The organism is Hansschlegelia sp. KR7-227, assembly GCF_049446035.1.
Taxonomy (GTDB): domain Bacteria; phylum Pseudomonadota; class Alphaproteobacteria; order Rhizobiales; family Methylopilaceae; genus Methylopila.
In genome coordinates this window covers 323,323-349,932 of sequence record NZ_JBMSEA010000003.1, presented here as the reverse complement: position 1 = coordinate 349,932, position 26,610 = coordinate 323,323, and the positions used below count along the sequence as shown (strand labels likewise).

Genomic DNA, 26,610 nt, shown 5'->3' with positions numbered 1-26,610 from the left:
TGGAGCAACTCGTGGCGGAGGCCGACACCGGCGGCCGCAAGCCGACCGGGGCGGCGGCCAAGATTCTCGCGACCGTCGCGGTGTGCTGGTCGCTGTTTCAGCTCTGGTACGCCTCGCCGCTGCCTTTCGTCTTCGGCTTCGGCATCCTCAACGACACCGAGGCGCGCGCGATCCATCTGGGAATCGCGCTGTTCCTCGCTTTCACGGCGTACCCGGCGCTGAAGTCGTCGCGGCGCGACCGGATCGGCGCGATCGACTGGACGCTCGCGCTGCTCGGCGCCTTCGCGGGCGGCTACTTCTTCCTGTTCTATCGCGAACTTGCGAGCAGGCCGGGCCAGCCGACGACGTTCGACCTCGCCACAGCGGCCGTGGGCGTCGTCCTTCTGCTCGAGGCGACGCGGCGGTCGCTTGGCCTGCCGATGGTGATCGTGGCGCTCGCCTTCCTCGCCTACACCTTCGGCGGGCCCTGGATGCCGGACGTGCTGGCCCACAAGGGCGCCTCGCTCACCAAGACGCTGCAGCACCAGTGGCTGACGACCGAGGGCGTCTTCGGCATCGCCCTCGGCGTTTCGACCAGTTTCGTGTTCCTGTTCGTGCTGTTCGGGACGCTGCTCGACAAGGCCGGCGCCGGCAACTGGATGATGCAAATCTCGATCGCCCTGCTCGGCCACCTGAAAGGCGGACCCGCGAAGGTCGCGGTGGTGTCATCGGCGCTGAACGGCGTCGTCTCGGGATCGTCGGTGTCGAACGTGGTCTCGGGCGGCATCTTCACGATCCCGCTGATGAAGCGGACGGGGCTGTCCGGAGTGAAGGCCGGCGCGATCGAGGCGGCCTCTTCGATCAACGGCCAGATCATGCCGCCGGTGATGGGCGCCGCCGCCTTCCTGATGGTCGAATATGTCGGCATCCCCTACTCCGACATCGTCAAGCACGCCGCGCTGCCCGCCATCGCCTCCTATGTCGCGCTGCTCTACATCGTGCATCTCGAGGCGCTGAAGATCGGCGCCCAGCCGATCCCGCGCGAGAAGATGCCGACGCGGGTGCGGCTGATCCGGACGGGACTCGGGGTGTCCGGCTCGATCGTCGTGCTGTGTCTCGCCTATTACGGGGTGCTCGCCGTCCAGGTCGCATTCGGCGGCGCGGCCGGCTGGGTGCTCGCCGTCCTGGGAGGCGCCCTCTATGTCGGCGCGCTCGCGGCCGCCGCGCGCCGCCCGGATCTTGCGATCGACGACCCAAACGCGCCGATCCTGGTGCTGCCGCGCGCCTGGGACGTGACGATCACGGGCCTCGACTTCCTGATCCCGATCTTCGTGCTGCTGTGGTGCCTGATGGCCGAGCAGATGTCGCCGGGCCTGTCGGCGTTCTGGGCGACGCTCTCCATCATCGCGATCGTCGCGACGCGCCGGCCGTTGCTCGCTTTGTTCCGCAGACAGCCGGTGGCTCGGGAAGCCTCGGGCGCCATGGCCGATCTCGTCGACGGCTTCGCGACCGGGGCGCGCAACATGATCGGCATCGCGATCGCCACCGCGACCGCCGGCATCGTCGTGGGCACGATCACGCTGACCGGCCTCGGGCTGATGATGACGGAGTTCGTGGAGTACGTCTCCGGCGGCAACGTCATCGCCATGCTGATCCTGATCGCGGCCGTCAGCCTGGTGCTGGGCATGGGCATCCCGACCACGGCGAACTACATCCTGGTCGCGACGCTGATGGCCCCGGTGGTGGTCGAACTCGGCGCCCAGGCCGGCCTGGCGATCCCGCTGATCGCGGTCCATCTGTTCGTGTTCTACTTCGGCATCATGGCCGACATCACGCCGCCGGTCGGGCTCGCGTCCTTCGCGGCGGCCGCGATCTCGCGCGAGGATCCGATCGCGACCGGCCTCCAGGGCGCGTTCTACGCCCTGCGCACCGCGATCCTGCCCTTCGTGTTCATCTTCAACCCGACGATCCTTCTGATCGGGGTCGACAGCTGGGCGCATCTCCTCGTCGTCATCATCGTCTCGATGGCGGCGATTCTGCTGTTTTCGGCGGCGACCATGAACTGGTTCGCGACCAAAAGCCGGCTATGGGAAAGCGCGGTGCTTCTGGTCGCCTGCTTCGCGCTGTTCCGGCCCGACTGGTTCATCAACCAGATCCATCCCCCGACGGTCGAGAGGCCCGCCGCGCAGTTCCTCGACGCGGTCGCGGCGGCGCCTGCCGGCCACAGGCTCACCTTCGTCGTCGAAGGCACGACCATCGAGGGCGACGACGTGCGCAAGACGTTGAGCCTGCCGCTCGGCCCCCCAAAGGCCACGCCCCAGGAACGACTGCGCGACAACGGCCTGACGGTCTCCGCGCTCGGCGATCAGCTGACCATCGGAACCGTCACCTTCGGCTCCTACGCCAAGCGCGTCGGCCTCGAGACCGGCCAGACCATCGCCGCCCTTATCGAGCCCGCCCCAGGGCGGCCTTCCGCCGGCTGGGTCTATCTTCCGGCGTTTGCGCTCGCCGGACTGATCTATCTGCTGCAGGTGCGCCGTCGGCGCGTGGCCGAGGACGTCCGGACGGCGGCGGCTTGAACGAACTTCCCCTCATTGCGAACAAAACGAGATTCGTGTGTCCTCCTCCGACAGTCGGGAGACATGATTCGTGGCGCATGAGGCCCATCTCGCGGCGCTCAATCCGGAACAGCTGAAGGCGGCGACGCATGGCGTAAGCGAAGGCTGCGCTACGCCGGTCGGGCCGTTGCTGGTCATCGCCGGCGCTGGATCCGGCAAGACCGCGACGATTGCGCACCGGGTCGCCCATCTCATCGTCAACGGCGCCGATCCGCACCGCATCCTGCTGATGACCTTCTCACGGCGCGCTTCGGTCGAGATGATCCGCCGCGTCGAGCGCATCACGCGGCAGGCTCTCGGCGCCTCGGCCGGCGCCGCCGCGGCTTCGATGCCCTGGGCCGGCACCTTTCACGGCCTCGGCGCGCGGCTGATCCGGGAGCATGCCGAAGCGATCGGCCTCGACCCGCAGTTCACGATCCACGACCGCGAGGATTCCGCCGACCTGATGAACCTCGTCCGGCACGAGCTCGGCTTCTCGAAGACCGAGAAGCGGTTTCCGACCAAGGGAACCTGCCTCGCGGTCTACTCGCGCGCCGTGAACGCGGAGCTGCCGCTCGCCCGCGTGCTCGGCGAGACGTTCCCCTGGTGCGCCGGCTGGGAAGCGGAACTCCGGACGCTGTATGCGGCCTATGTCGAAACCAAGCAGCGGCAGAACGTGCTCGATTACGACGACCTGCTGCTCTACTGGGCCGGCATGGCGGCCGACCCGGGGCTGGCGGCGACCATGGGCGAGCGCTTCGACCATGTGCTGGTCGACGAGTATCAGGACACCAACCGTCTGCAGGCCTCGATCCTGCTGGCGCTCAAGCCCGAGGGCCGCGGCCTCACGGTCGTCGGCGACGACGCCCAGTCGATCTATTCGTTCCGCGCGGCGACCGTGCGCAACATTCTGGATTTCCCGCAGAGCTTCTCGCCGCCGGCCAAGATCGTCACGCTCGACCGGAACTACCGCTCGACGCAGCCCGTTCTCGCCGCCGCGAACGCGGTGATCGAGCGCGCGGAGGAGCGCTTCACCAAGAACCTCTGGTCGGACCGGCCGTCGGACCGCAAACCGAGGCTGGTCAGCGTGGCCGACGAGGCGGCGCAGGCGCGCTGCGTCGCGGAGCAGGTTCTCGTCAACCGCGAGGCCGGACAGGACCTGAAGAAGCAGGCGGTGCTGTTCCGCACGTCGAGCCACAGCGCGATGCTCGAACTCGAGCTCGTTCGCCGCAACATTCCCTTCGTGAAGTTCGGGGGGCTGAAGTTTCTGGAGGCGGCGCATGTCAAGGACATGCTGGCGCTGCTGCGCTTCGTCGAGAACCCGCGCGACCGGGTGGCCGGTTTCCGCGTTCTCCAGCTGATGCCCGGCGTCGGGCCGGCGTCGGCCGCGCGGACCCTCGACGCCGTCGCGGCGGCCCCTGCGCCGTTCGAGGCGTTGCTGGCGGCGCCAGCTCCGGCCCGGGCCGGAGAAGACTGGCGGGCATTTCTCGACGTCGTGGCCGGCATCGCCGGCCGGAGCGCCGGATGGCCGGGGGAGTTCGGTCTCGCGCGGCGCTGGTACGACCCGCATCTGGAGCGGCGCCACGACGACGCGGCCGCCCGGCAGGCCGACCTGCTTCAGCTCGAGCAGATCGCCGCGGGCTACCCCTCGCGCGAGCGGTTCCTGACCGAGCTGACGCTCGACCCGCCGGACGCCACGAGCGACGAAGCCGGCGTTCCGCTGAAGGACGAGGACTATCTGATCCTCTCGACCATACACTCGTCCAAAGGGCAGGAGTGGACGTCCGTGTTCGTGCTGAACGGCGTCGACGGCTGCATGCCCTCCGATCTCGGGACGGGGTCGAAGCCCGAGATCGAGGAGGAGCGCCGCCTGCTCTATGTCGCGATGACGCGGGCGAAGGACGAGCTTTCGATCCTGATCCCGCAGCGCTTCTACGTCCACCAGCAGTCGGGCTATGGCGACCGCCACGTCTACGCCGCCCGCACCCGCTTCATACAGCCGATGATCCTCGACCGCTTCGAGGTCTGCGCCTGGCCGTCGTCGGCCGCGGGAGGCGCCGCGAAGCCCGCGCCGATCCCCCGCGTCGACGTGGCGGCGCGCGTCCGCGCGATGTGGTGACGGGACGGCCTCAGAAGCCGTAAAGGGCGGCAGGGTTGTCGACCAGCACGCGGGCGCGCGCCTGCGCGTCGGGCAGCCAGTCGGCGAGACCGTCGAGCAGATCTCCGGGGTTCAGCACCCGGTCCCAATGCGCGACATGCGGCCAGTCGGACCCCCAGAGGCACCGCGTCGGCGCGGCTTCGGCCAGGGCGCGGGCGAACGGAACGACGTCGCGGTACGGCGCGCCCTCGACAGAGATGCGGTAGGCGCCGGAAAGCTTGACCCAGGCGCCGTCCGCGACCATCGCGAGCAGCGTCCGGAAGCCGGGATCGCCCAGACCGCGGCTGACCGGAAAATGGCCCATGTGGTCGACCACGAACGGAACCGGCAGCGCCGCGAGCCGCGGCGCAAGCTCGACCAGATCCTTGGCGTCGATCAGGAACTGCAGGTGCCAGCCCATCTCGCGGGCGAGCGCTCCATAGCGCTCGATCTGGTCGTAGCCGACGCCTCCGCCGAACAGCACGTTGAGGCGCAGGCCCACGACGCCGGCGGCCGCGAGGTCGGCGAGGTCGCGCTCGGAGATGTCGGGCGCGACCACCGCGACGCCGCGCAGCCGCTTCGGGTTCGCTCGCAGGGTTTCGACCATGAGGCGGTTGTCGGTCCCGTGGACGCTGACCTGGATCAGCACGCCGTAGGTCATGGCCGTGGCGTCGAGCATGGCGAGATAGCGGTCGGCCGGCGCCTCGGGCGGCGTGTAGCTGCGGTCGGGCGCGAAGGGGTAGGCCGGAGGCAGGCCGATGACGTGAGCGTGCGTGTCGACCGCGCCCGGCGGAACCGTAAAGCGGGTCGCGCCGCGCACCTTCGGGTCCGGCCCGGGACAGGCCGGCGCGTCGCCTTTCGGCGTCGCGTCAGTCGGCATGGAGCACCTTGCCTCTCGTCTCGGGCAGCGCGAAGGCCGCGACAAAGAACAGTCCGTAGGCCGCGACGGCGAAGATCGCGATCGCGTTCGCGAGGGACGTCGTGGCGGAGAGATAGCCCACCAGCGCCGGAAACAGCGCGCCGACGCCGCGGCCGAAATTGTAGCAGAAGCCCTGTCCGGAGCCCCTCAGCCGGGTGGGATAGAGCTCGGTCAGGAACGGGCCCATGCCCGAGAAATAGCCGGAGGCGAAGAAGCCGAGCGGGAAGCCGAGCGCCCACAGAGCGCTGTTCGACAGCGGCAGCTGCGTGTAGGCGACGATGACCGCGATCGCGCCGAGCGAGAAGGTCAGAAACAGGTTGCGGCGGCCAATGCGGTCGGCGAGCCAGGCGCCCGTTAGGTAGCCGGCGAACGAACCGACGATGGTGGCCGCGAGGTAGCCCGTCGAGCCGACGATGGAGAGCTTCACCTCCGAGGTCAGGAATTTCGGCAGCCAGGTGGTGATCGCGTAATAGCCGCCCTGGCAGCCGGTCGACAGCAGGGCGGCGAGGATCGTCGTCTTGAGGATCGGACCGGAGAAAATCTCCCAGATCGCCGGGCGCTCGCCGCTCGCGACGGCGCGCGCCCGCGACTGCGCGGCGATCTCCGGCTCCTTCACATACATCCGCAGGTACAGGACCAGCAGCGCGGGCAACGCTCCGATCGCGAACATCCAGCGCCAGGCGATCTCCGGCGGAAGAGCGCTGAAGAGGATGGCCTGGGCCAGCACGGCGAGGCCCCAGCCCACCGCCCATCCCGACTGCACCGAACCCACGGCTCGGCCGCGATATTGCGCGCGAATGGTCTCGCCCATCAGCACGGCACCCGCGGCCCATTCGCCGCCGAAACCGAGACCAAGCAGCGCGCGGGCGACCAGCAGCTGGTCGAAGTTCTGCACGAAAGCGCAGACGAGGGAGAAGAACGAAAACCAGACGATGGTGAGCTGCAGCGTGAGCACGCGGCCGATGCGATCGGCGAGGAAGCCTGCGCCCCATCCGCCGATCGCGGAGGCGAGCAGGGTGACCGTGGCGGCGAGGCCCGCGGTTCCTGGCGCGACGTTCCACAGCGCCGTGATCGTGCCGATCACCAGCGGGTAGATCATGTAGTCCATGCCGTCGAGCGCCCAGCCCGCGGAGCAGGCCCAGAAGGTGCGCCGTTCCGGCGGCGTCATGTCCTTGTAGAAAGCCGAGAGGCTGGTGTCCTCGATCGCGACCGCTTCGACGCCCTCGCCCGTCCGTCCCGTCTCGGCCATGGCGCCGCTCCTTCCGCCCGCCCGCGGCGCGGTCGACCCCCGCCGCGCCGTCCCAGGGTCATATGAAGCAGGCCGGCGCGGCGCCAAGCGCCGCGAGTCCGGCTTTCGCGCGCGGCCGAGGAGCGCCGCGGGCGCGCGCGAACGCGTATCCCGCGCGGGCACGTTAGAAAAGGACTAGCCCGCGTGATACGCCAGTGATATATTACACTTCAAACGCAGGCCCGAGAGCCTCGGGACAGAAGGAGGCGCCCCATGGAAATCGCACAAAGCGCTATGTCGGACCGTCAGCGCCGCTACCGCGCGAACTACCGGCAGCGCGTCGCCGGCTGGTACAACGGTTTTCTGCACATCGCGATCATCTACGCGATCGGCCTCACCGCGCTCTACATCTACATCTCGAACCTGTCGAACGTGACGTGGGTCGAGGCGCTGACCGTGCCGGTGACCTTCCTGTTCTGCAATTTCTTCGAATGGTGGCTGCATCGCTACGTGATGCATCGGCCGTCCACGAACCCGGTCGCGCGCGCCGTCTACAACCGTCATACGTTGCAGCATCACCAGTTCTTCACCGAACACGAGATGCGCTTCGCCGATCACCGCGACTACCGCGTGACGTTCTTCCCGCCCTACGCGCTGGCGACGTTCACGCTGCTGTCGATCCCGGGCGCGCTCATCCTCGGCTTCCTGTTCTCGGCGAATGTCGGCTGGCTGTTCATCACCACGACGACGTCGATCTACATGATCTACGAGTTCATGCACTTCTGCTGCCATGTCGACGAGAACTGGTTCGTGCGGAACGTGCCGTTCATCAACACGAACCGGCGCCACCACACCGCCCATCACGACCAGTCGATCATGATGGAGCGCAACATGAACCTGACCTTTCCGATCATGGACTGGCTGTTCGGGACCTCGGACCTCAATCGCGGCCTGATCGGCACGCTGCTCAACGGCTACGACACCCGCTTCGTCCGGACCGACATGCGCAAGACCTCGCGCACGCCGGGCGCTCCCGACCGCGCGGCGGGCTTCGCCCAGCCGGCCGAGTGAGGCCGGCGGGCCGCGTCGTCGGCCCGCCGAAACACGAGAACGGCGGAGAGCACGTCATGGAGATGATCGAGCCGAACGTGGCGGCGCTCGCATGGTTCGCGCTGTTCGCGAGCATCGCCAGCTTGGGCTTCTATGTCGTGGCCGGGCTGTTCCCGCTCGAGACCCGGCCGGATCTCACGGCGCGACCGGAGAGGCTGGCGCTGGCCGCCGCCACGGCGTTGGCCTTCGCCGCCCTGCTCGTCGGCAGCGCGCTCTATGGGCTCGAGCATCTGCGCTGGACGAGCCTCGTGATCGTCGCAGGGCTCGCCTTTCTCTTCGCGCCGGGGGTGTTCAACCTGTGGCCGACGCGCTGGCGGGACGGGGTCGCGGGACTTGCGATCACGCTCGCCGTCACGGCGGCGGCGATCGGCGCGCTGCAGATGGTCGGCGGCGTCTACCTCGCCTGACGGCGCGCAACATCAAGACACGTTTCGGGAGGACGACATGCCGTTTCACATCAAGATGGGCCTCACCGTGGTCGTCGGCCTGGCGGCGCTCGCCGGCTGGTTCTTCATGGGCTCGCTCGGCCAGACCGGGCCGCAATACGCTCTGTTGTTCCTCGGCCCGTTCACGATGGGCAGTCTGTGGATCTTCCCCGAAGTGATGCGGTCCAAGGCGGACAACAAGCCGGTCGGTCGCGACGCGGCGGGACGGGCGCAATGAAGACCTATTTCGGAGACCGCACGATCGACGGCGTCGCGGTGACGGCGGACGGCGCGCCGCTCGCGCCGCGCCCGGACCTCAAGAGCTTCGCGGGCAATGACTTCGAGTGGAGCTACGAAGGCGCCGCGCCGAAGCAGCTCGCCTTCGCTTTGCTCGTCGATCATCTCGGCGACGCCAAGAAGGCCGAGGCGCTCGCCGACCGCTTCATGCGCGACGTCGTGGCGAACTTCCAGAACGAGTGGGAGATGACGTCGGCCGACATCGACCGCGTTCTGGCGACCTATAGCGACCGGGCGGCCTGACGGCCGCCGGGCGCTCCGTCCCAGCCCCATTCTCCGCCGTCACCCCGGCTTTGTCCGATCCCGGCTTCGCGCCGCCCCAGCGGTCGGCTGACGGCCTCGGGCGAGCCCGGCGCGAGGCTTCCCCGATCGCCCGCCGAGCCCCAGGCTCCGCCCCTTGTGAGTCCCGCCAGATGACCGACGCCGCCAAGCCGCGCGAGAAGCGGACCATCACCGAAATCCGCGAGTCGAAGCGCAGCGGGGAGAAGATGGTCTACATGTCGGTGCCCGACTACACCTCCGCCAAATGGGCGGAGATGGCGGGCGTCGACGTCGCCGTGGTCGGCGACAGCCTCGCGATGATCGCGCACGGCCACGCCAACACCATCCCGGCGACGATGGACATGATGGTGATGCACGCCCAGGCCATCCGCCGCGGCGCGCCCAACACCTTCACGCTCGGCTGCATGCCCTATCAGAGCTACAACACCGTCGACCGCGCGCTCACGAACGCCACGCGCTTCATGCAGGACGGGCTGACCGACGCGGTCAAGCCGCAGGGCGGCAAGAGCCAGGCCCACATCCTGAAGGCGCTCGTCGACTCCGGCATCCCGACCGCCTCGCATATCGGCCTGACGCCGCACACGGTCGCGACCTTCGGCGGCTTCAAGATCCAGGGGAAGACCGCCGACGCCGCCTTCAAGATCCTCGAGGACGCTCTGGCGATCGAGGATTCCGGCTGCTTCATGCTGGAGTTCGAGGCCGTCCCGGCCCGCATCGCGACGCTGATCTCGCAGCAGCTGTCGATCCCGACCATCGGCATCGGCGCAGGCGTCGGCACGGACGGCCAGATCCTGCTCTGCCACGACCTGCTCGGCGTGTTCACCGACTTCAAGCCGAAATTCACCAAGCGCTACGCGAAGCTCACCGAGGTCGCGGTCGCCGGCATCCGCGAATATGTCCGCGAGGTGAAGGAGGGGGCGTTCCCGGACGACGACCACTCCTACACGGTGAAGGACGCCGAATACGACAAGTTCGCCGCGATGGTGGAGAGGCGGAAGCAGGTCTGACCTGACCGGGCCGGCGCGGTCATCGCGCCGTCTGTCCTCCCTAAAGGTCGAGGGTCTTGCGGGTGAAGCTCTCGATGTAGTCCATCAGCCGGTCGGACGCCGCGGCGGCGGCCGACGCGTCGCCGCTCGCGACCGCTTCGGCCACGGCGGCGTGCAGATTAGCCGACTGCGGCAGGTCGCCGACTTCCTTATAATGCAGATACCAGAAGCGCCGGGACAAAGCGGTCATGGTGTTGATCGAGCGCACCGCGAACTCGTTGCGGGCGGCCGCGGCCATCAGCTGATTGAACTCGCGGTCGAGCCGCATGAAGGCGAGGTCGTCGGCCTTGTCCGCCGCGGCGCGCATGGCCGTCGCGATCGTCCGAAAGGCGGAGCGCTCGTCTGCGTTGGACCGCTCCGCGGCGAGCCGCGCCAGAAGCGCCTCGAGCACGCGGCGGGTCTCGATGAGACGGAGCTGGGTTCTGAGGTTGATCTCGGAGACGAGGATGCCCCGCCGCGGAATCACCACGACCAGCCCGTCGCGCGCCAGCCGCTGCAGCGCCTCACGGATCGGCGTGCGCCCGATCGAGAGGCGGCTCGCCAGAGCGAGCTCGCTCAGGAACGCTCCCGGCGGCAGCTGCAGAGTGGTGATCAGCTCCTCGAGCTGAACGTAGGCCTGATCGGTCAGGGTCAGCCCGTCGCCAGTGTCCGGCGCCGAGGCGACCGTCTTCGGGGACGCGTTCGCCCGGCGCTTCCGGGGCGCCGCGGATCGGGATCGCGAACGTGCGGTGGTCAGGTCCATGCGGGGGTCTCGGACGGCGCCTAGCTCGGACGTCCCTAGCATGCGCCGCGGCGGCCATCCAGCAGCGCGACAGCCTGACTATCACTAGTATATCTTTTGCATTTCTGTAACGCGGCTGGTAGCGTTCCGCCAAACATAAGAAGCTCTCGGGGAGGAGCGCATGGCCGACATTTCGTTGCCCTCAGGCGGGTCTGCCGCCGCCAAAAGAACTGCGGCCGTCGCCGCAAGCGACGCGATGATCGCGGCGCGGCTCGAACGGCTGCCGATGACCGGCTATCAACGGCTGATCTTCTCGATCATCGCGACCGCCTGGTTCTTCGACTCGATCGACCTCGGCTCGCTCACCTTCCTGCTTGGATCGATCCGGACAGAGTTCGGCCTGACCACCGCGCAGGCCGGTTTCCTGTCGTCGATGAGCTTCGTCGGCATGTTTCTGGGCGCCGCGCTCTCGGGCATGCTGGCCGACAAGATCGGCCGCAAGGCCGTCTTCCAGGTCAGCATGATCTTCTGGGGGCTCGGCAGCCTCTGGTGCTACTATTCAGCCGACGCGCAAACGCTCGGCTACGCCCGCCTGCTGCTCGGCTTCGGCATGGGCATGGAGTTCCCGGTCGCGCTCGCGATCGTGTCGGAGTTCCTGCCGGCCACGAAGCGCGGCCGCTATCTCGCGATCCTCGAGGGCTTCTGGCCGATCGGCTTCATCGCGGCCGGCCTTCTCAGCCTGTTCTTCCTCAGCCACTTCACCTGGCGCGAGATGTTCCTCGCCCAGGCGGTCCCGGCGGTCTTCCTGCTGGTCGTGCGCATCTTCGTGCCGGAAAGCCCGCGCTGGCTCGCCGACCAAGGCCGGATCGAGGACGCCGACAGGGTGATGTCGGCGATCGAAGCGAACGTGCTCGCGCGCCTTCCCGCGGGCTCCACGCTTCCCGAGCCGCAGCCGCTGCCGGCTGTCGCCCGGGGCGAGCGCCGCTTCTCCTTCCTCGAGTTGTGGACCGGCGCATACGCCCGCCGCACCGTGATGATCTGGCTGGTCTGGTTCTTCGCGCTGCTCGGCTTCTACGGCCTGACCACCTGGCTCGGCGCGCTGCTGCAGGAGGCCGGCTACACCAGCACGAAGTCGGTCGAATACATCGTGCTGATCGCGCTCGCCGGCGTTCCGGGCTTCATCGCCTCGGCGATCCTGATCGACAAATGGGGGCGCAAGCCGACCTGCGCGCTGATGCTGCTCGGCTCCGCCGCCGCCGCCTTCATGTACGGGCACGCGCCGAACTTCGCGCTGCTGATCACCTTCGGCCTGATCATGCAGTTCTTCCTGTTCGGCATGTGGTCGGTGCTCTACGCCTACACGCCCGAGCTCTATCCGACCCGGGCGCGCGCCACTGGCGCCGGCTGCGCCTCCGCGGTCGGCCGCATCGGCTCGCTGATTGGTCCGGCGCTGATCGGCGTGGTGCTGCCGACGCTCGGTCATGGCGGGGTGTTCGCGCTCGGCGCGGGCTCCTTCGTCGTCGCGGCCCTCGCGGTGCTCATCCTCGGCGTCGAGACCAAGGGCAAGCGGCTCGAAGACATCTCGGCCTGATCCGTCGGGAGCGGCCAGCAAAGGCCGGCGGGACGCTTCCGCCGGCTTTTCGCGTTCCAGGTTCCGCGCCTCCTGCGCGCCGCCGCCCCTCGGTATGCCCGGACGCCTAGTTCGGCGCGGCCATGGTCGGCTGCTGCGCGGGCTCGTCCGCGGGCACCCGGCCATGGACGAGGTCGTGGATGAAGCCGAGCTTCCGGATCACCGCGTCCGACAGCACGAACGGATAGGGGTCCGAGGCGCCCATCGACCGGTTGAGCGCGTTGAGCGCGGCGGAGAGCGCGAGCCAGCTGTCGGCGATGCTCGCGATCGTCGTGGTGGGTGCGAAGACGTCGAAATTGATCATCGCCGTCAGGACGTCCTCCTGGTCGACGCGCGGATTGACCACGAATCCCCAGGATCGGCCCGTGTCGAGCGTGTCGACGATGTGGAAGTAATGCGCCCAGGTCTCGGCGAAGTCCTCCCAGGCGTGCGCGCCGGCGTAGGACGAGACGTAGTCGTTCTGCCAGTTGGGCTTGGGCCCGTTGGCGTAGTGGGCTTGAAGCGCCGTCGCGTAGTCCTCGGTGTCGTCGCCGAAGACGGCGCGGCAAGCGGACAGGCGGCCGGCGTCGCGCACGAGCCGGTCCCAGTACCAGTGCCCGATCTCGTGGCGGAAATGGCCGAGCAGCGTGCGGTAGGGCTCGCCCATCGCCGTGCGCCGGATCTCCCGCTCGGCGTCGTCCGCCTCCACCAGGGCGATCGTGATCAGACCGTCGTCATGGCCCGTCAGGACCTTCTGGCCGGCGTCCGGATCGTCGCTGAGGAACTCGAAGCCCAGGCCTTCGGGGTCTTCCGCGCGGGTCTGCAGCGGGAGATCGAGCCTCAGCAGCGTGTAGAACAGGCGCCGCTTGGCGATCTCCATCTTCTGCCACAGGGCGACTTTCGCGGCGTCGGCTGTGTTCGGGACCACCAGATTGTGCCGGCAGCAGCCGCAGAACGGCTCGGCGCGCTCCGCCGGCACCAGCCAGTTGCACACGCCATGCTCGTAATTCGCGCAGTATCGCCAGTTCGCGCCGGGGGCGATGGTCCCGACCGACGTCCAGCCGCCGTCCTGCGGCTCGAGGGCGAGCATCGCGTTCTCCGCGGGCTCGTAGCCGAGCGCGTGGTTGCAGCGCTCGCAGACGACGTTCTCGAAGAACACGATGTGGGAGCAGGACGGGCAGGCGAACAGTTTCATGGGAGAAGACCCTTGGGGCGAGATCGAGCGCGCGCGCTCCCCACAATGTTCGGGGCGTGCTTAGGTTCCAAGCCGAAGCGGCCGGGCCAGCGCTGCCGCCCGCGCGCCGGGGGTCAGTCTCGATCGCCTGACGGCGAGTTCGGCTTGCTGCGCTGCGACAGGCTGCTAAGGATGCCGCTCCACAGATTTCGGAGCCCGTCAGCCCACAGATGTCGATCCTCGCCGCGCTGCATCACGTAACCCACTACACATACGATCGCCCGGTGACGCTCGGGCCACAGGTCGTGCGGCTGCGGCCGGCGCCGCATTCGCGGACGCGGGTTCCATCCTACGCCCTGAAGGTGACGCCGTCCGAGCATTTCGTGAACTGGCAGCAGGACCCGTTCGGCAATTACCTCGCGCGCTTCGTGTTTCCGGAACCGGTCACCGAGCTCAAGATCGAAGTCGATCTGCTCGCCGACATGACGGTCTACAACCCGTTCGATTTCTTCGTGGAGGAGGCGGCCGAGCACTGGCCGTTCGTCTATGAGGCGTCGCTCGCGAGCGATCTCAAGCCCTATCTCGAGACCGAGCCGGCCGGCGCGCAGCTTCAGGCCTTTCTGGGCGCGCTCGATCGCAGCGAGACGCGCACCGTCGATTTTCTCGTCGGGCTGAACCGTCTGGTCGCGAACAAGGTCGACTACCTCATCCGCATGGAGCCGGGCGTGCAGACGCCCGAGGAGACGCTCGAGCGGCGCGCGGGCTCCTGCCGCGACAGCACGTGGCTTCTGGTGCAGGCGCTCCGGCATCTTGGCTTCGCCGCGCGCTTTGTCTCCGGCTATCTGATCCAGCTCAAGCCCGACCTCGTCGCGCTCGACGGTCCGGCCGGCACCGACCACGACTTCACCGACCTGCACGCCTGGTGCGAGGTCTATCTGCCGGGCGCGGGCTGGATCGGCCTCGACCCGACCTCCGGGCTGCTGACCGGCGAGAGCCACGTGCCGCTCGCCGCCACGCCGCACTTCCGCTCGGCCGCGCCGATCACCGGGGCGGCGAGCTTCGCCGAGGTCGAGTTCGACTTCGACATGACCGTCGACCGCGTCTCCGAGCGGCCGCGCGTCTCCTACCCGTTCTCCGACGAGAGCTGGGCCGCGCTCGACGAGCTCGGCGAGAAGGTCGACGCCGAACTCGTGCGCAACGACGTCCGCCTCACCATGGGCGGCGAGCCGACTTTCGTGTCGATCGACGATTTTCAGTCGCCGGAATGGAACGCCGACGCCACCGGGCCGGCGAAGCGCGCTTTGGCCGACGACCTCATCCGACGGCTGCGCGACCGGTTCGCGCCCGGCGGTTTCCTGCATTACGGTCAGGGCAAATGGTATCCGGGCGAGACCCTGCCGCGCTGGACCTTCTCGCTGTACTGGCGCAAGGACGGCAAGCCGATCTGGAAGAACGCCGACCTGATCGCGCGCGAGAAGAGCCCGGCGACGGTCGATCTCGCCGGCGCGGAGACGCTGGTCCACGGCGTCGCCGAGCGTCTCGGGGTGTCGCCGGAGAACGCGGCCCCGGCTTATGAGGATCCGGCCTACTGGCTGAAGCGCGAGGCGGAGCTGCCGGAGAACGTCGACCCGACGAACCCGAAGCTCGCCGACGCCGAGGAGCGGGCGCGCATCGCCCGCGTGTTCGATCGCGGCCTGACGACCGCGAGCGGCTTCGTGCTGCCGATCCAGGCCTGGCAGGGCAAGGGGATCCGATGGCTCTCGGAGCGCTGGTCGACGCGGCGCGGCAAGCTGTTCCTGACGCCGGGCGACAGCCCGGTGGGCTACCGTCTCCCGCTCGGCGCGCTGCCGCATCTGTCGAAGTCGGACTTCCCCTATTTCTTCGCCGCCGACGCCGTCGGCGCGCTGCCGCCGTTGCCGGATCCCGACGCGGTCGCGCTCGGCCACGAGCAGCGCCGCATCTCGGCGTCGAACGCCACGACGGCGACGGCGCTCGCGGCCCCCGACGCGCCCGAGGCGGGCGAGATCGCAGGCTTCGTCCGGACCGCGATGACGGTGGAGCCGCGCGGCGGCAAACTCTCGGTCTTCATCCCGCCGATGGAGTCGGCGGAGGCCTATTTCGATCTGCTCGCCGCGATCGAGGGCGCGGCCGAGGAGCACGGGTTTCCGATCCAGATCGAGGGCTATGCGCCGCCTTACGATCCGCGGGTCAACGTCATCCGGGTCGCGCCGGATCCCGGCGTGATCGAGGTCAACGTCCATCCCGCCGCGTCGTGGCGCGAGGCGGTCGACATCACCACGACCGTCTATGACGAGGCGCGGCAGTCGCGTCTCGGCGCCGACAAGTTCATGATCGACGGCAAGCATGTCGGCACCGGCGGCGGCAATCACGTCGTGGTCGGCGGCGCGACGCCGCTCGACAGCCCGTTCCTGCGCCGCCCGGACCTGCTGAAGTCGCTGATCCTGCATTGGCAGCGGCATCCGGCGCTGAGCTACCTGTTCTCCGGCATGTTCATAGGGCCGACGAGCCAGGCGCCGCGGGTCGACGAGGCCCGCCACGACCAGCTCTACGAGCTCGAAATCGCCATGGCGAACGTGCCGGCGCCCGGCGGCGCGCCCGCCCCGGCGCCTTGGCTGGTCGATCGCCTGTTCCGCAACCTGCTGATCGACGTCACCGGCAACACCCACCGCTCCGAGATCTGCATCGACAAACTCTATTCGCCGGACGGGCCGACCGGGCGGCTGGGGCTCGTCGAGTTCCGCGGCTTCGAGATGCCGCCGGACCCGCGGATGAGCCTCGCCCAGCAGCTGCTGATCCGGGCGCTGATCGCGCGCTTCTGGAAGGACCCCGCGAGCGGCGGCTTCGTGCGCTGGGGCGTCCGGCTCGCCGACCGCTTCATGCTGCCCGCCGTGGTCTGGGAGGACTTCCTCGACGTGCTCGACGACCTCGCGCGGGCGGGCTACCCGCTGCGGGCGGAATGGTTCGAGGCGCAGTGGGAGTTCCGGTTCCCGTTCTGCGGCAAGGTCGAGCGCGAGGGCGTAGCGCTCGAGCTTCGGCAGGCGCTGGAGCCGTGGCATGTGATGGGCGAGACCGGGGCGATCGGCGGCACGGTGCGCTTCGTCGACAGCTCCGTGGAGCGGCTTCAGGTGAAGGCCACGGGCTACGATCCGGCCCGCCATGTCGTGACCTGCAACGGCCGGCCGGTGCCGCTCAGCCCCACGGGGCGCAACGCCGACTGGGTCGCGGGCGTCCGGTTCAAGGCGTGGCAGCCGGCCTCGGGCCTGCATCCGACGATTCCCGTGCACGCGCCGCTGACCTTCGACATCTACGACCGCTGGTCGCGCCGCTCGCTCGGAGGGTGCGTCTATCACGTCGCCCATCCGGGCGGCCGCAACTACGAGACCTTCCCCGTCAACGCCAATGAGGCGGAGGCGCGCCGGCTCGCGCGCTTCGAAGACATCGGCCACACCCCCGGCGTGTTCGATCCGCCCTATGAGGCGCCGAACCCGTTCTTTCCCTGCACCCTCGACCTTCGGAGGCCGGCCAACGGCGGGGGCTGAAGGCGTTCTTCCGCCGGGGCCTGGGGAACGGCGACTAAGGGCGCGGCGTCTCGCCCGTCGCAATCCGCGACGGGGGGCGCCATGATCGTGCGGCGAAGCGTGGGGTTCCGAAAACATCCGTGGCCGAGACCAACACACTGGAGCAGGCGTCGCGCGAGAATTCGGCGATCCGCGATCTGATCGCGGGCTATGCGCCGGCGGCCGGAGGCTTCGACGAGATGGTCGAGGCTTCGGGCGAGGTTCGGCCGCATTACCGTCCGATGGTGGCGGGGCTCGCGCGCATGGCCGAGCCCGAGCGCGCGCGACGTTTTGCGAGCGCGACGCAGTATCTGCGGGAGGCCGGGGTCTACTACCGCGCCTATGGCGGCGACGGCCATGGCGACCGCCCGCGCTCCTGGCCCCTCGCCCATCCGCCCTTGATCATCGCCCGCGCGGAATGGACGGCGCTCGAAGCCGGCCTTGTCCAGCGCGCGGACTTCCTTGAACGGCTGGTCGGCGATCTTTACGGCGAGCGGCGTCTGGTGCGCGACGGCGTGCTGCCGCCGGCGATCCTGGGACGCAATCCGGAGTTCCTCCGTCCGCTCGCCGATCAGGGCGCGAGCGGCAAGCCCCTGATCCGGTTCATCGCCGTCGATCTCGGCCGCGGCCCGGACGGGCGCTGGTGGGTGCTGGGAGACCGGACGCAGGCGCCGTCGGGCGCTGGCTTCGCGCTGGAGAACCGGGTCGCGACCTCCCGGGCCTTCCCGGACTTCATCCGCGACATGAAGATCCAGCGGCTCGCGGGCTTCTTCCAGCGCTTCCGCGAGACGCTCTACGGCCTCGACGACGCCAAAGGCGTCAGGGTCGGCGTGCTGACGCCGGGGCCGCACAGCGAGACCTATTTCGAGCACGCCTACCTCGCGCGCTATCTCGGTTTTCTGCTGCTCGAGGGCGGCGACCTCGCCGTCCACGATTCCCAGCTTGTCGTCCGCACGGTCGACGGCGCGAAGCCGATCAGCGTCCTGTGGCGCCGGCTCGACGGTGATTTCGCCGATCCTCTGGAGCTTTATCCGCGCTCACGGATCGGAACGCCGGGCATCGCGCGCGCCATCCGGGCGGGAACGGTCGAGATGGTGAACGCGCTCGGCTCCGGCATTCTGGAGACCCGCGCTTTGCTCGCCTTCCAGCCCGCGCTCGCCCGCGCGCTGATCGGCGAGGAGCTGAAGCTGCCCACCGTCGCCACCTGGTGGTGCGGACAGGGTAAGGAGCGCGCCTATGTCTCGAAGCACCGCGACCGGCTTTCGCTCGCCGCGGCCTTTCCGCAAGCCGCGGATGGCGAACGCCGAACCCCGCTCGACCTCGGCATTCGCGCGGAGGCGGGAGGCTGGCTGGTCGACAGCCTGAACGCGGACGGCGTGGACGTGGTCGGCCAAGAGATCGTGGGGCTGTCGACGGCCCCCGCTTTCGTCGACGGAAAGCTGCAGGCGCGGCCGGTGACGCTGCGCGTCTTCCTCGCCCGGCACGCCGACGGATGGGCGGTCATGCCCGGCGGCTTCGCGCGGGTGTCGAGCTCGGCCGATCCTCTTGCGGTTTCAATGCAGTCCGGCGGCCATTCGGTCGACGTCTGGGTGCCGTCGGACCGCACGGAGAAGCCGGTGTCGTTGCTGGGCGATCGGCGCCAGGCCTTCGCTCGCCGGCTGCCGAGCGCCCCGCCGTCGCGCGCCGCCGACAATCTCTATTGGCTCGGACGTTACGTCGAACGTGCGGAGGCGGCGACCCGGCTCGTCCGGCTCTACGCCTCCCGCCTCGCCGAGGGCGAGCCCGCCGCGTCGCTCGAGGCCGCGGTGACGTCGGTCCTGGACGATCTCGGAGTCGAGGGCGGGATCGGCGACCTCGCGGCCGGTCTGCTCGCCCGGGCGCAGCGCGCCTTCGACACGGCCTCGCGGATTCGCGACCGCTTTTCGCCCGACGGCTGGCGCGTGCTGCGCGAGATCGTCGATCTCATCGAGACCCATCTTCAGCTCGACGAGCCGGGCGATCTCGTCAACCTCTCGACCGAGGTGCTGACGCGGCTGTCCGGCTTCACGGGGCTGGTCCACGAGAACATGTATCAGTTCACCGGCTGGCGCTTCCTGCAGGCGGGCCGTCTGCTTGAGCGCGGCCAGGCGACGGCGCGCGCCGCGGTCGCCTTCGCGGGCGAGCAGACGCCTGAGGGCGGCCGCGAAGCCCTGCTGGAATTCACCGACAGCCGCGCCACCTACCGTCGGCGCTATTCCGTCGACCTGTCGCGGGACACCGTGATGGATCTGTCCGTGCTCGATCCGCTCAACCCGCGCTCCGTCGCGTTTCAGGTGAACGGCTTCAAGTCGATCCTCGACGAGTTGCCGGGCATGCGCCGCGGGGAGAGCCTCGCCGCCGTGTCGCGGCGCACGGCCCGGCTGCAGGTCCGGCTCGCGACCGGGGACTCGGCGGAAGCGACCGACGCCTTCCTCAATCGCATCGCCGACGACCTCGCGGCGATTTCCGACCTGCTCAGCCACCGCTACTTCAACGCGGCGCCGCAGCCGAACGAACGGCTGACCAGCGAATGATCTACGACATCGTGTTGACGATCGCCTGCGAGTACGGCGACGAGGTCAAGGACGCCCGCCATATTCTCAGGGTCCGGCCGCGGGCGGAGGAAGGCCAGCGTGTCGTGTCCGCTCAACTCTCCGTCGATCCCGACCCCGACGAGATGAGCCGCGAGCGCGACTTTTTCGGCAACGCGTTGGACCACATCCTGGTGCTGCCGCCGCACGGCGCGCTTTCGGCCACGATGCGGGCGCGGGTCGCCGTGGCGCGGACCCCGATCGACCTCGCGGCGACCGCGCGGGTCCGGGACGTCGTCGAGGCCGCGCGAATCGCGCGCGACCCCTCGCCGGAGGGGCCGATGCATTTCCTCGGCGGCAGCCGCATAACGCGCCTGTCGCCGCCGCTGACGGCTTATGCGGCGGAGAGCGTCGACGTCTCCGCGCCGATCGGCGAGGCGATGCTGGATCTGTCGCGCCGGATCAGGGCGGAGTTCGAGTACGACCCTGACGCCACCGCCGTCGACACGACCGTCGAGGAGGCCTTCGAGGGCCGGGCCGGCGTGTGCCAGGATTTCGCGCATGTGATGATCTCGGCGCTGCGCGGCATCGGCCTTCCCGCGGCCTATGTCAGCGGCTTCCTCCGCACCGAGCCGCCTCCGGGCAAGCCCCGCCTCGAAGGGTCCGACGCGATGCACGCCTGGGTCAATGTCTGGCTCGGGCCCGCGCATGGCTGGCGCGGATTCGATCCCACCAATGGAATGCTGGCGCTCGACGACCATGTCACGGCGGCGATCGGCCGGGACTATTCCGACGTGGCGCCGATCGACGGGGTGCTGATCACCGCGGGACCCCAGGAGGCGAGTCATTCCGTCGATGTGATCCCGGTCGAGGACGGCGTCTGACGGACGGAGCGCGCGATGTGGTGACCGACCCGGACGCTGACTTCATCAGGAGCGACGACGCGACCGACCGTGGCGACATGGACCGAACGGAGACGCCCGGCGCGTGGCGCGTCCTGCGGGAAGGCGGCGACTCCGCTCGCGAAATTCTGGCCTTCGACTGGTCGGCCACTCCGCTTGGACCGCTCGCAACCTGGCCGGCGGCCCTTCGGTGCGCCGTCGCGATGATCTTGGGCTGTCCGCAGCCGATGTATGTCGCCTGGGGTCCGGACCTGCGCTTCCTGTTCAACGACGCCTACCGGCCGGTGCTGGGCAAGCGGCTCGGCGGGGCGATGGGATCCCGATTCAGCGATCTGTGGCGCGACGTTTGGGCGAATGTCGCGGAGGCCGTCGGCGACGCGCTTGCCGGCCGCGGAACGCTGTTTCAGGACCTGCCGCTCACCATGACGCGGAACGGCTATCCGGAGGACACCTGGTGGACGTTCAGCTTCTCCCCGCTCTACGACGACGCCGGCGAGGTCGGAGGACTGCTCTGCGTCACCTCCGAGACGACCGCCCGCGTGCTCGCCGAGCGGGGCCGCGCGGTCAGCGACGAGCGGCTGGCGATGGCGATGGCGGTGGGCGACGGCGTCGGGCTCTGGGATTGGGACGTGGCCACGGACCGCATAACGTCCGACCGGCACTTCGCGACGCTTTACGGCGTCGATCCCGAAATTGCGGCCGCCGGCGCGCCGCTCGCGGACTATTTTCGGAACGTTCATCCCGACGATCTCGATGCGCTGACGGCCGCGATCGGGCATGCGATCGAGTTGGGGCGGCCCTTCTCGATGGAGTACCGTCTGGTTCAGCCCGGGGGCGGAGTGCGGTGGGTCGCGGCGCAGGGCCGCTACCAGCCTGCTCCCGATGGCGGCCCCGGCCGCTTTCCGGGCGTCAGCTTCGACGTCACGCATCGGAAGGAGTCGGACGCCGCGCTTCGCGCCGCGAAGGAGGAACGCGACTTCGTCGTCGCGTTGACGGAGCGTCAGCGCGCGATCGGCGATCCCGACGAGATCATGCGCGCGACCGGCGAGGCTCTCGGCCGCCGGCTCGGCGTCAACCGGGTCGGCTTCTACCGCATGACGGGGCCACGGTCGGTGCTCTACGGCCCGTCATGGACCGACGGCGCGCTCGAGCCGCTGATCGGCGAGCGCCCGGCCGATTCCTTCGGCGCACGGGTGGAGGAACTGCGGCGGTCGGGCGCGCCGATCGTGTTCTCCGACAGTCACGTCGATCCGGAGGGAATGCTCGCCGCCTTCCGCCGGAACGGAGTCCGCGCGGCGATCGGCGCGCCATTGCTGCGGGACGGCGACCGGACGGCCGGCATGTTCGTCAATCACTCCGAGCCGCGAACATGGTCCGAGGCCGAAGTCGCGCTGGTGCGCGAGGTCGCCGAACTGACCTGGCTCTCGGTCGAGCGGGCCGAGGCGGTCGTCCGGCTGAACGAGCGGCTGGAGCGGCAGGTCGACCAGCTTGCGCTCACGGCCTACGAGCTTCTGGACGAACGCGAAGGCCGTCTCGCCGCCGAGCGTCATCTGCGTCAGTTGCAGAAGATGGAGGCGGTGGGGCAGCTCACGGGAGGCATCGCGCACGACTTCAACAACATGCTCGCGGTCGTGATGGGCGGCCTCGATCTGCTGCAACGGCGCCTCGCGCGCGGCGACGCCGACGTCGGAAAATATGTCGAGGCGGCGATGGACGGCGCGACCCGAGCGGCCGCGCTGACGCAGCGTCTGCTCGCCTTCTCGCGCCGCCAGCCGCTCGCGCCGGAGCCGATTGACGCCAACCGGCTCGTCGAAGGCATGGCGGAGTTGATGTCCCGCACGCTGGGCGAGACGATCAGGGTCGAAGCCAGACTTGCGCCCGCGCTTTGGACCGCGAAGGCCGATCCGAGCGAGCTCGAAAACGTGCTGCTCAACCTCGCCGTGAACGCGCGCGACGCGATGCCCGGCGGCGGCTGGCTGACCATCGAGACCGGCAACGCCGAGATCGGTCTGCGGGAAGCGCGCGCATCCGACATCGAGCCCGGCGCCTATGTCGCGATCTCCGTCGCCGACAGCGGATCGGGCATGACGCCGGAGACCGCGGCGCGGGCTTTCGAACCGTTCTTCACCACCAAAGGGGTCGGCAAGGGCACGGGGCTTGGCCTCAGCCAGGCCTATGGATTCGCCAGGCAGTCAGGGGGGCATGTCAGCCTTCGCTCCGAGGTCGGGCAGGGCACGACCGTGCGGCTTCTGCTGCCTCGCTCCGAGACCGGGGAATCCGCGCGCGCCAAGGCGCCGGCCGAGCCGCTGCGCGGCGGCTCGCCGGAGGAGGTCGTTCTCGTCGTCGAGGACGAAGAGCGCGTCCGGGCCTATTCCGTCGAGGCGCTGCGCGAGCTGGGCTACGCCGTGATCGCGGCGCCGAACGGGCCGGCGGCGCTCGAAATCGTGGCGTCCGGCCAGCCCGTGAGCCTGCTCTTCACCGACATCGTCATGCCGGGCATGAACGGGCGCGAGCTCGCGCGCCGCGCCCGCGCCGTGCTTCCCCGGCTCAAGGTGCTCTACACCACGGGCTATGACCGCGAGGCGGTGGCGGATGACGGCGCGCCGGACGCGTCGGAGGTGCTGCCGAAGCCGTTCAGCCTCGATCAGCTGACGGCGAAGGTCCGGGCCGCGCTCGACGGCTGACGCCGCACACTCCCGCGTCAGTCCGCCGGAGGCTCCGGCGACACTCCGGCGAGCAGATCGTGGAACGCCGGCAGAGCCGGGTTGCGCGCATCCTCGTTCCACGCCGCGTGAAGCTCGGCGCGCGCCCCTCCGAGCTCGACGGGCCGGAAGGTGACGTTGTCGAAACAGGCGTCGCGCCTCGCTCGGCACGAGCGCGACGCCCAGCCCGGCGCTGACCAGAGCGAGGACGGCCTGCGCGTGGGTCACGCGCCGGGCCACGCGCAGCCGAGCGCTACGAGCTGATCCGCAATGACAGCGTGGACTTCATACAGCCGGACGGCGCCTCCCCTTGCGCGGGCGGCCCGCGATGAGCATTGTCCCGGCCGTTCCCGTCACCCGAAGGCCGAGCCCCTCGACGCATGACCGCGCGCGCGCTGATGGTGCAGGGGACAGGCTCCGACGTCGGCAAGTCGCTGATCGTCGCGGGGCTCGCCCGCGCCTTCGCCGACCGCGGGCTGAAGGTGGCGCCGTTCAAGCCGCAGAACATGTCGAACAATGCGGCGGTGACCGCGGACGGCGGCGAGATCGGCCGCGCCCAGGCGCTGCAGGCGCGCGCCGCGCGCATCCCGTCCAGCGTCCACATGAACCCGGTGCTGCTCAAGCCCCAGGGCGGACACGGCTCGCAGATCGTGGTCCAGGGCCGCGTCGCCGGCGCGGCCTCGGCGCGCGGCTATCAGAACTGGAAGCCGAAGCTCGCCGCAGCCGTGCGCGACAGCTTCGGACGCCTGAAGGCCTCGGCCGATCTCGTGCTTGTCGAGGGCGCCGGCAGCGCGTCCGAGATCAACCTTCGCCGCGCCGACATCGCCAATATGGGCTTCGCGCGAACGGCCGACGTGCCGGTCATACTGGTCGGCGACATCGACCGCGGCGGCGTGATCGCCCAGATCGTCGGAACCAAGGCCGTCATCGACCCGGCCGACGCGGCTCTTGTCGCAGGCTTCATCGTCAACAAGATGCGGGGCGACGCCAGCCTGTTCGACGACGGTCTCAAGGCGATCGAGGCGATGACCGGCTGGCCGGCGCTCGGCGTGGTGCCGCATCTGCCGGCCGCCGCCCATCTGCCGGCCGAAGATTCCGTCGCGCTGGACCGCAGGCGGGAGACGGGCGACGGCGGGACGACGGTCGCCGTGATCGTTCTCCCGTCCATCTCGAATTTCGACGACCTCGATCCGCTGGAGGCCGAGCCGGCCCTGAGGATCGTCCACGTCCGCCCCGGCGGCGCACTCCCTCCGGACGCCGCGCTCGTGATCCTGCCGGGGTCCAAGGCGACGATCGCGGATTTGGCGGCGCTCCGGGCCGGCGGGCTGCATCACGACCTCGCCGTCCACGTTCGACGCGGCGGCCGCGTGTTCGGGATCTGCGGCGGCTATCAGATGCTGGGCCGCCGGATCGACGATCCGCTCGGCGTCGAGGGCCCGGCCGGCGGCGTGGAAGGCCTCGGCCTCCTCGACGTGGCCACGACGCTGACGGGCGAAAAAGCTCTGAGGGCGGTGCGCGGGCGCGCCGAGGGCGCTCGATTCGCCGGCTATGAAATGCATGTCGGCGAGACCGGCGGCCCGGACGCCGACCGACCCTTCGCCGTGTTCGACGACGGTCGGGCGGACGGGGCAAGCTCCGCGGACGGCCGCATCGCCGGAGCCTATGTTCACGGGCTCTACGCCGCCGACGCGCAGCGCGCGGCGCTGCTCGCCTCGCTCGGCGCGGCCTGTGGGGGATTCGACTACGAGGCGCGGGTCGAAGCGGCGCTCGACGCGCTCGCCGCGCATCTCGCCGCCCATCTCGACCTCGACCGCATTCTCACGATCGCGCGGTAGACGTCGCTGCGGGCCGGATGCTCAGTCGACCGTGAGCGCGGACGGCGCCCGCCAGCGCTCGTCGAACACGACCTCGGACAGCGGCAGCCGTACCGCCCAGTGCCGCGCCTCGAGCTCGGGCCGGTCGTAGAGCCGCTCGACATAACCGACGCAGAGATAGGCGACGATCTCGACCTCCTCCGGCAGCCCGAACAGCGGCTTCAGGTCGTCGGGTTCGAAGATCGACACCCAGCCGACGCCTACCCCTTCCGCGCGGGCCGCGAGCCACAGGTTCTGCACGGCGCAGACGGTGCTGTAGAGGTCCGTGTCGCGCTGGTGGGTGCGGCCGAGCACGACCGGCCCGCCGCGCGAGCGGTTGCAGGTGACGCAGATGTTGAGCGGCGCCGTGAGGATGCCTTCCAGCTTGAGCGCGCCGTAGCGTTCGGCGCGTTCGCCGGAGAACATGGCGGCGGCCTCGGCGTTGCGCCGTTCGAAGGTCGCGTGCACCCGACGGCGGGCGTCGAGGTCACGGACCAGAATGAAGTTCCAGGGCTGCATGAGCCCGACGGAGGGGGCGTGGTGCGCGGCCTCCAATATCCGCAGCAGGACGTCGTCCGGGAGCGGCCGCGCGAGAAATTCGCCGCGCACGTCGCGTCGGGTTTCGATCGCGCGATAGACCGCGTCGCGTTCGGCTTGCGTGAAGGGCCCTGCGGGATGCGTCGCGCCCGGCTCCGCGACGGAGCCTGCCGGGTTCGTCCGAGGGAGGGGCGCAGGCGGCATCGCTCAATCGATCCTTGCGAACGCCCCTGCCGACCGAAACTGCGGATCCCGGATGTGGCCCGCCGCTCTGTCGCGCGGGGATCGAGTTCCGCGTCCCGAGAAGCGGAAGCGGCGGCGAAGGTAGTCCCACGAGCGCCCGAGGAGCAAGCCGTCCGGACGTGGCCGCTCGTCCGGAGAAACCGCTTGCCGAGCGCGGACGGCGGGAGCCAGATGGTATCGTGGTCTTCAGCCACGAGCGGCTCTCCGTCCTCCTCGGCTCCGACCCACGATAAGATGAGGCCCCGCCATGCGCGCTCTGTTCGTCGCCGCCCTCGCGTTCAGCGCCGCCATGACGGCGCCCGCGCGGGCCGATCCGCCGGCCAAGGACCGCTATGAGCTGACGCCGGGCGAGGGCGGGTTCATGCGCCGTGACCGCGAGACCGGCGCGACCTCGTTCTGCGCGCCGTCGGCGGACGGCTACGCATGCGGGCCGACGGCCGAGGCGGCCAAGGCCGGCGGCGACGCCATAGCCCGGCTCGAGAAGCGCGTCGCCGCCCTTGAGGCGAAGCTGGCCGCGACGCCCCTTCCGGCGGTCCCGCCGCTGCCGAAGGAGGAGCCGAGGTTGCAGACGCCTACGGACGCCGAGATCGACAAGCTCGCCGACTTCATCGAGCGCGCCGCACGCCGCCTCAAGCGCTTCGCGGAAGAAATGCAGAAAGAGGAGCCGCCGGCCGCGCCGGACCGCCAGAGGCTGTGAGCCGGGCGCGAAATCCGCTTGCCGA

The 26,610-nt window shown here is 69.6% G+C and carries 19 protein-coding genes; 14 read left to right on the top strand and 5 right to left on the bottom strand.

The window, feature by feature from the left end:
- Positions 1 to 80 precede the first annotated feature (80 nt).
- The gene (locus tag ACO2RJ_RS19065) at positions 81 to 2,558 is read left to right on the top strand and encodes a TRAP transporter permease (protein ID WP_423269834.1); all 2,478 of its coding nucleotides are present in this window, start codon (positions 81 to 83) and stop codon (positions 2,556 to 2,558) included.
- Positions 2,559 to 2,628: 70 nt separating this feature from the next.
- Entirely contained in the window at positions 2,629 to 4,695 is a 2,067-nt protein-coding gene (locus tag ACO2RJ_RS19060; RefSeq protein WP_423269752.1) for an ATP-dependent helicase, read from the top strand.
- Between the two features lie 10 nt (positions 4,696 to 4,705).
- Here ACO2RJ_RS19060 and ACO2RJ_RS19055 read toward each other — a convergent pair whose 3' ends face one another.
- Positions 4,706 to 5,593, bottom strand: a complete 888-nt coding sequence (locus tag ACO2RJ_RS19055) for an amidohydrolase family protein (RefSeq protein WP_423269751.1) — start codon at positions 5,591 to 5,593, stop codon at positions 4,706 to 4,708.
- On the bottom strand, positions 5,583 to 6,881 hold the full coding sequence (locus ACO2RJ_RS19050; protein ID WP_423269750.1) for an MFS transporter: 1,299 nt from the start codon (positions 6,879 to 6,881) through the stop codon (positions 5,583 to 5,585). Before ACO2RJ_RS19050 ends, ACO2RJ_RS19055 begins: the two co-directional genes overlap by 11 nt.
- Positions 6,882 to 7,133: 252 nt before the next feature.
- Between ACO2RJ_RS19050 and ACO2RJ_RS19045 the strand changes: the two genes are divergently transcribed.
- From ACO2RJ_RS19045 to panB, 5 genes are all read left to right on the top strand, one after another.
- Positions 7,134 to 7,931, top strand: coding sequence for a sterol desaturase family protein (locus ACO2RJ_RS19045; protein WP_423269749.1), 798 nt, complete (start codon positions 7,134 to 7,136; stop codon positions 7,929 to 7,931).
- A gap of 56 nt (positions 7,932 to 7,987) precedes the next feature.
- Complete coding sequence (locus ACO2RJ_RS19040) at positions 7,988 to 8,377, top strand: hypothetical protein (RefSeq protein ID WP_423269748.1); 390 nt, start codon at positions 7,988 to 7,990, stop codon at positions 8,375 to 8,377.
- Positions 8,378 to 8,414: 37 nt separating this feature from the next.
- Complete coding sequence (locus ACO2RJ_RS19035; protein ID WP_423269747.1) at positions 8,415 to 8,633, top strand: hypothetical protein; 219 nt, start codon at positions 8,415 to 8,417, stop codon at positions 8,631 to 8,633.
- Positions 8,630 to 8,935: a DUF6166 domain-containing protein gene (locus tag ACO2RJ_RS19030; protein WP_423269746.1), complete on the top strand. Its 306-nt coding sequence runs from the start codon at positions 8,630 to 8,632 to the stop codon at positions 8,933 to 8,935. The genes ACO2RJ_RS19035 and ACO2RJ_RS19030 overlap by 4 nt, the downstream gene beginning before the upstream one ends.
- 170 nt (positions 8,936 to 9,105) lie before the next feature.
- Positions 9,106 to 9,981, top strand: coding sequence for a 3-methyl-2-oxobutanoate hydroxymethyltransferase (panB, locus tag ACO2RJ_RS19025; RefSeq protein WP_423269745.1), 876 nt, complete (start codon positions 9,106 to 9,108; stop codon positions 9,979 to 9,981).
- Positions 9,982 to 10,021: 40 nt separating this feature from the next.
- On the opposite strand, the gene ACO2RJ_RS19020 is transcribed toward panB, so the two are convergent.
- Positions 10,022 to 10,762 (bottom strand): GntR family transcriptional regulator, encoded by a 741-nt coding sequence (locus ACO2RJ_RS19020; protein WP_423269744.1) that lies wholly within the window; start codon positions 10,760 to 10,762, stop codon positions 10,022 to 10,024.
- A 160-nt stretch (positions 10,763 to 10,922) separates the two neighbouring features.
- Here ACO2RJ_RS19020 and ACO2RJ_RS19015 point away from each other — a divergent pair, with 160 nt between their 5' ends.
- Complete coding sequence (locus ACO2RJ_RS19015; protein WP_423269743.1) at positions 10,923 to 12,332, top strand: MFS transporter; 1,410 nt, start codon at positions 10,923 to 10,925, stop codon at positions 12,330 to 12,332.
- 106 nt (positions 12,333 to 12,438) lie between these two features.
- Here ACO2RJ_RS19015 and ACO2RJ_RS19010 read toward each other — a convergent pair whose 3' ends face one another.
- Entirely contained in the window at positions 12,439 to 13,545 is a 1,107-nt protein-coding gene (locus ACO2RJ_RS19010; RefSeq protein ID WP_423269742.1) for a zinc-binding metallopeptidase family protein, read from the bottom strand.
- A gap of 209 nt (positions 13,546 to 13,754) precedes the next feature.
- On the opposite strand from ACO2RJ_RS19010, the gene ACO2RJ_RS19005 reads away from it, so the two are divergent.
- The 5 genes from ACO2RJ_RS19005 to ACO2RJ_RS18985 all read left to right on the top strand — a co-directional run bounded on the left by ACO2RJ_RS19005 (position 13,755) and on the right by ACO2RJ_RS18985 (position 25,090).
- Positions 13,755 to 17,084 (top strand): DUF2126 domain-containing protein, encoded by a 3,330-nt coding sequence (locus ACO2RJ_RS19005; protein ID WP_423269741.1) that lies wholly within the window; start codon positions 13,755 to 13,757, stop codon positions 17,082 to 17,084.
- 119 nt (positions 17,085 to 17,203) lie between these two features.
- Positions 17,204 to 19,654 carry a circularly permuted type 2 ATP-grasp protein gene (locus ACO2RJ_RS19000; protein WP_423269740.1) on the top strand — a complete coding sequence of 817 codons (2,451 nt, stop codon included), beginning with the start codon at positions 17,204 to 17,206 and terminating at the stop codon, positions 19,652 to 19,654.
- Positions 19,651 to 20,535, top strand: a complete 885-nt coding sequence (locus tag ACO2RJ_RS18995) for a transglutaminase family protein (RefSeq protein ID WP_423269739.1) — start codon at positions 19,651 to 19,653, stop codon at positions 20,533 to 20,535. Before ACO2RJ_RS19000 ends, ACO2RJ_RS18995 begins: the two co-directional genes overlap by 4 nt.
- A 20-nt stretch (positions 20,536 to 20,555) precedes the next feature.
- Complete coding sequence (locus ACO2RJ_RS18990) at positions 20,556 to 23,237, top strand: ATP-binding protein (RefSeq protein WP_423269738.1); 2,682 nt, start codon at positions 20,556 to 20,558, stop codon at positions 23,235 to 23,237.
- A gap of 398 nt (positions 23,238 to 23,635) precedes the next feature.
- A complete protein-coding gene (locus tag ACO2RJ_RS18985) occupies positions 23,636 to 25,090 on the top strand; it encodes a cobyric acid synthase (protein WP_423269737.1) in 1,455 nt (484 codons plus the stop codon).
- A 21-nt stretch (positions 25,091 to 25,111) separates the two neighbouring features.
- Here ACO2RJ_RS18985 and bluB read toward each other — a convergent pair whose 3' ends face one another.
- Positions 25,112 to 25,849 carry a 5,6-dimethylbenzimidazole synthase gene (bluB, locus tag ACO2RJ_RS18980; protein ID WP_423269736.1) on the bottom strand — a complete coding sequence of 246 codons (738 nt, stop codon included), beginning with the start codon at positions 25,847 to 25,849 and terminating at the stop codon, positions 25,112 to 25,114.
- A 286-nt stretch (positions 25,850 to 26,135) separates the two neighbouring features.
- Between bluB and ACO2RJ_RS18975 the strand changes: the two genes are divergently transcribed.
- Positions 26,136 to 26,585 carry a hypothetical protein gene (locus tag ACO2RJ_RS18975; protein ID WP_423269735.1) on the top strand — a complete coding sequence of 150 codons (450 nt, stop codon included), beginning with the start codon at positions 26,136 to 26,138 and terminating at the stop codon, positions 26,583 to 26,585.
- Positions 26,586 to 26,610 lie beyond the last annotated feature (25 nt).

What these genes read in the sequence shown, in the direction of transcription:
- ACO2RJ_RS18995 (WP_423269739.1), top strand. Translation starts at nt 19,651, where the DNA reads ATGATCTACGACATCGTGTTGACGATCGCCTGCGAGTACGGCGACGAG.
- ACO2RJ_RS18985 (WP_423269737.1), top strand. Translation starts at nt 23,636, where the DNA reads ATGACCGCGCGCGCGCTGATGGTGCAGGGGACAGGCTCCGACGTCGGC.
- ACO2RJ_RS19020 (WP_423269744.1), bottom strand. Translation starts at nt 10,762, where the DNA reads ATGGACCTGACCACCGCACGTTCGCGATCCCGATCCGCGGCGCCCCGG.
- ACO2RJ_RS19040 (WP_423269748.1), top strand. Translation starts at nt 7,988, where the DNA reads ATGGAGATGATCGAGCCGAACGTGGCGGCGCTCGCATGGTTCGCGCTG.
- ACO2RJ_RS19010 (WP_423269742.1), bottom strand. Translation starts at nt 13,545, where the DNA reads ATGAAACTGTTCGCCTGCCCGTCCTGCTCCCACATCGTGTTCTTCGAG.
- ACO2RJ_RS19035 (WP_423269747.1), top strand. Translation starts at nt 8,415, where the DNA reads ATGCCGTTTCACATCAAGATGGGCCTCACCGTGGTCGTCGGCCTGGCG.
- ACO2RJ_RS18975 (WP_423269735.1), top strand. Translation starts at nt 26,136, where the DNA reads ATGCGCGCTCTGTTCGTCGCCGCCCTCGCGTTCAGCGCCGCCATGACG.
- panB (WP_423269745.1), top strand. Translation starts at nt 9,106, where the DNA reads ATGACCGACGCCGCCAAGCCGCGCGAGAAGCGGACCATCACCGAAATC.
- ACO2RJ_RS19005 (WP_423269741.1), top strand. Translation starts at nt 13,755, where the DNA reads ATGTCGATCCTCGCCGCGCTGCATCACGTAACCCACTACACATACGAT.
- bluB (WP_423269736.1), bottom strand. Translation starts at nt 25,849, where the DNA reads ATGCCGCCTGCGCCCCTCCCTCGGACGAACCCGGCAGGCTCCGTCGCG.
- ACO2RJ_RS19015 (WP_423269743.1), top strand. Translation starts at nt 10,923, where the DNA reads ATGGCCGACATTTCGTTGCCCTCAGGCGGGTCTGCCGCCGCCAAAAGA.
- ACO2RJ_RS19050 (WP_423269750.1), bottom strand. Translation starts at nt 6,881, where the DNA reads ATGGCCGAGACGGGACGGACGGGCGAGGGCGTCGAAGCGGTCGCGATC.
- ACO2RJ_RS19030 (WP_423269746.1), top strand. Translation starts at nt 8,630, where the DNA reads ATGAAGACCTATTTCGGAGACCGCACGATCGACGGCGTCGCGGTGACG.
- ACO2RJ_RS19055 (WP_423269751.1), bottom strand. Translation starts at nt 5,593, where the DNA reads ATGCCGACTGACGCGACGCCGAAAGGCGACGCGCCGGCCTGTCCCGGG.
- ACO2RJ_RS19045 (WP_423269749.1), top strand. Translation starts at nt 7,134, where the DNA reads ATGGAAATCGCACAAAGCGCTATGTCGGACCGTCAGCGCCGCTACCGC.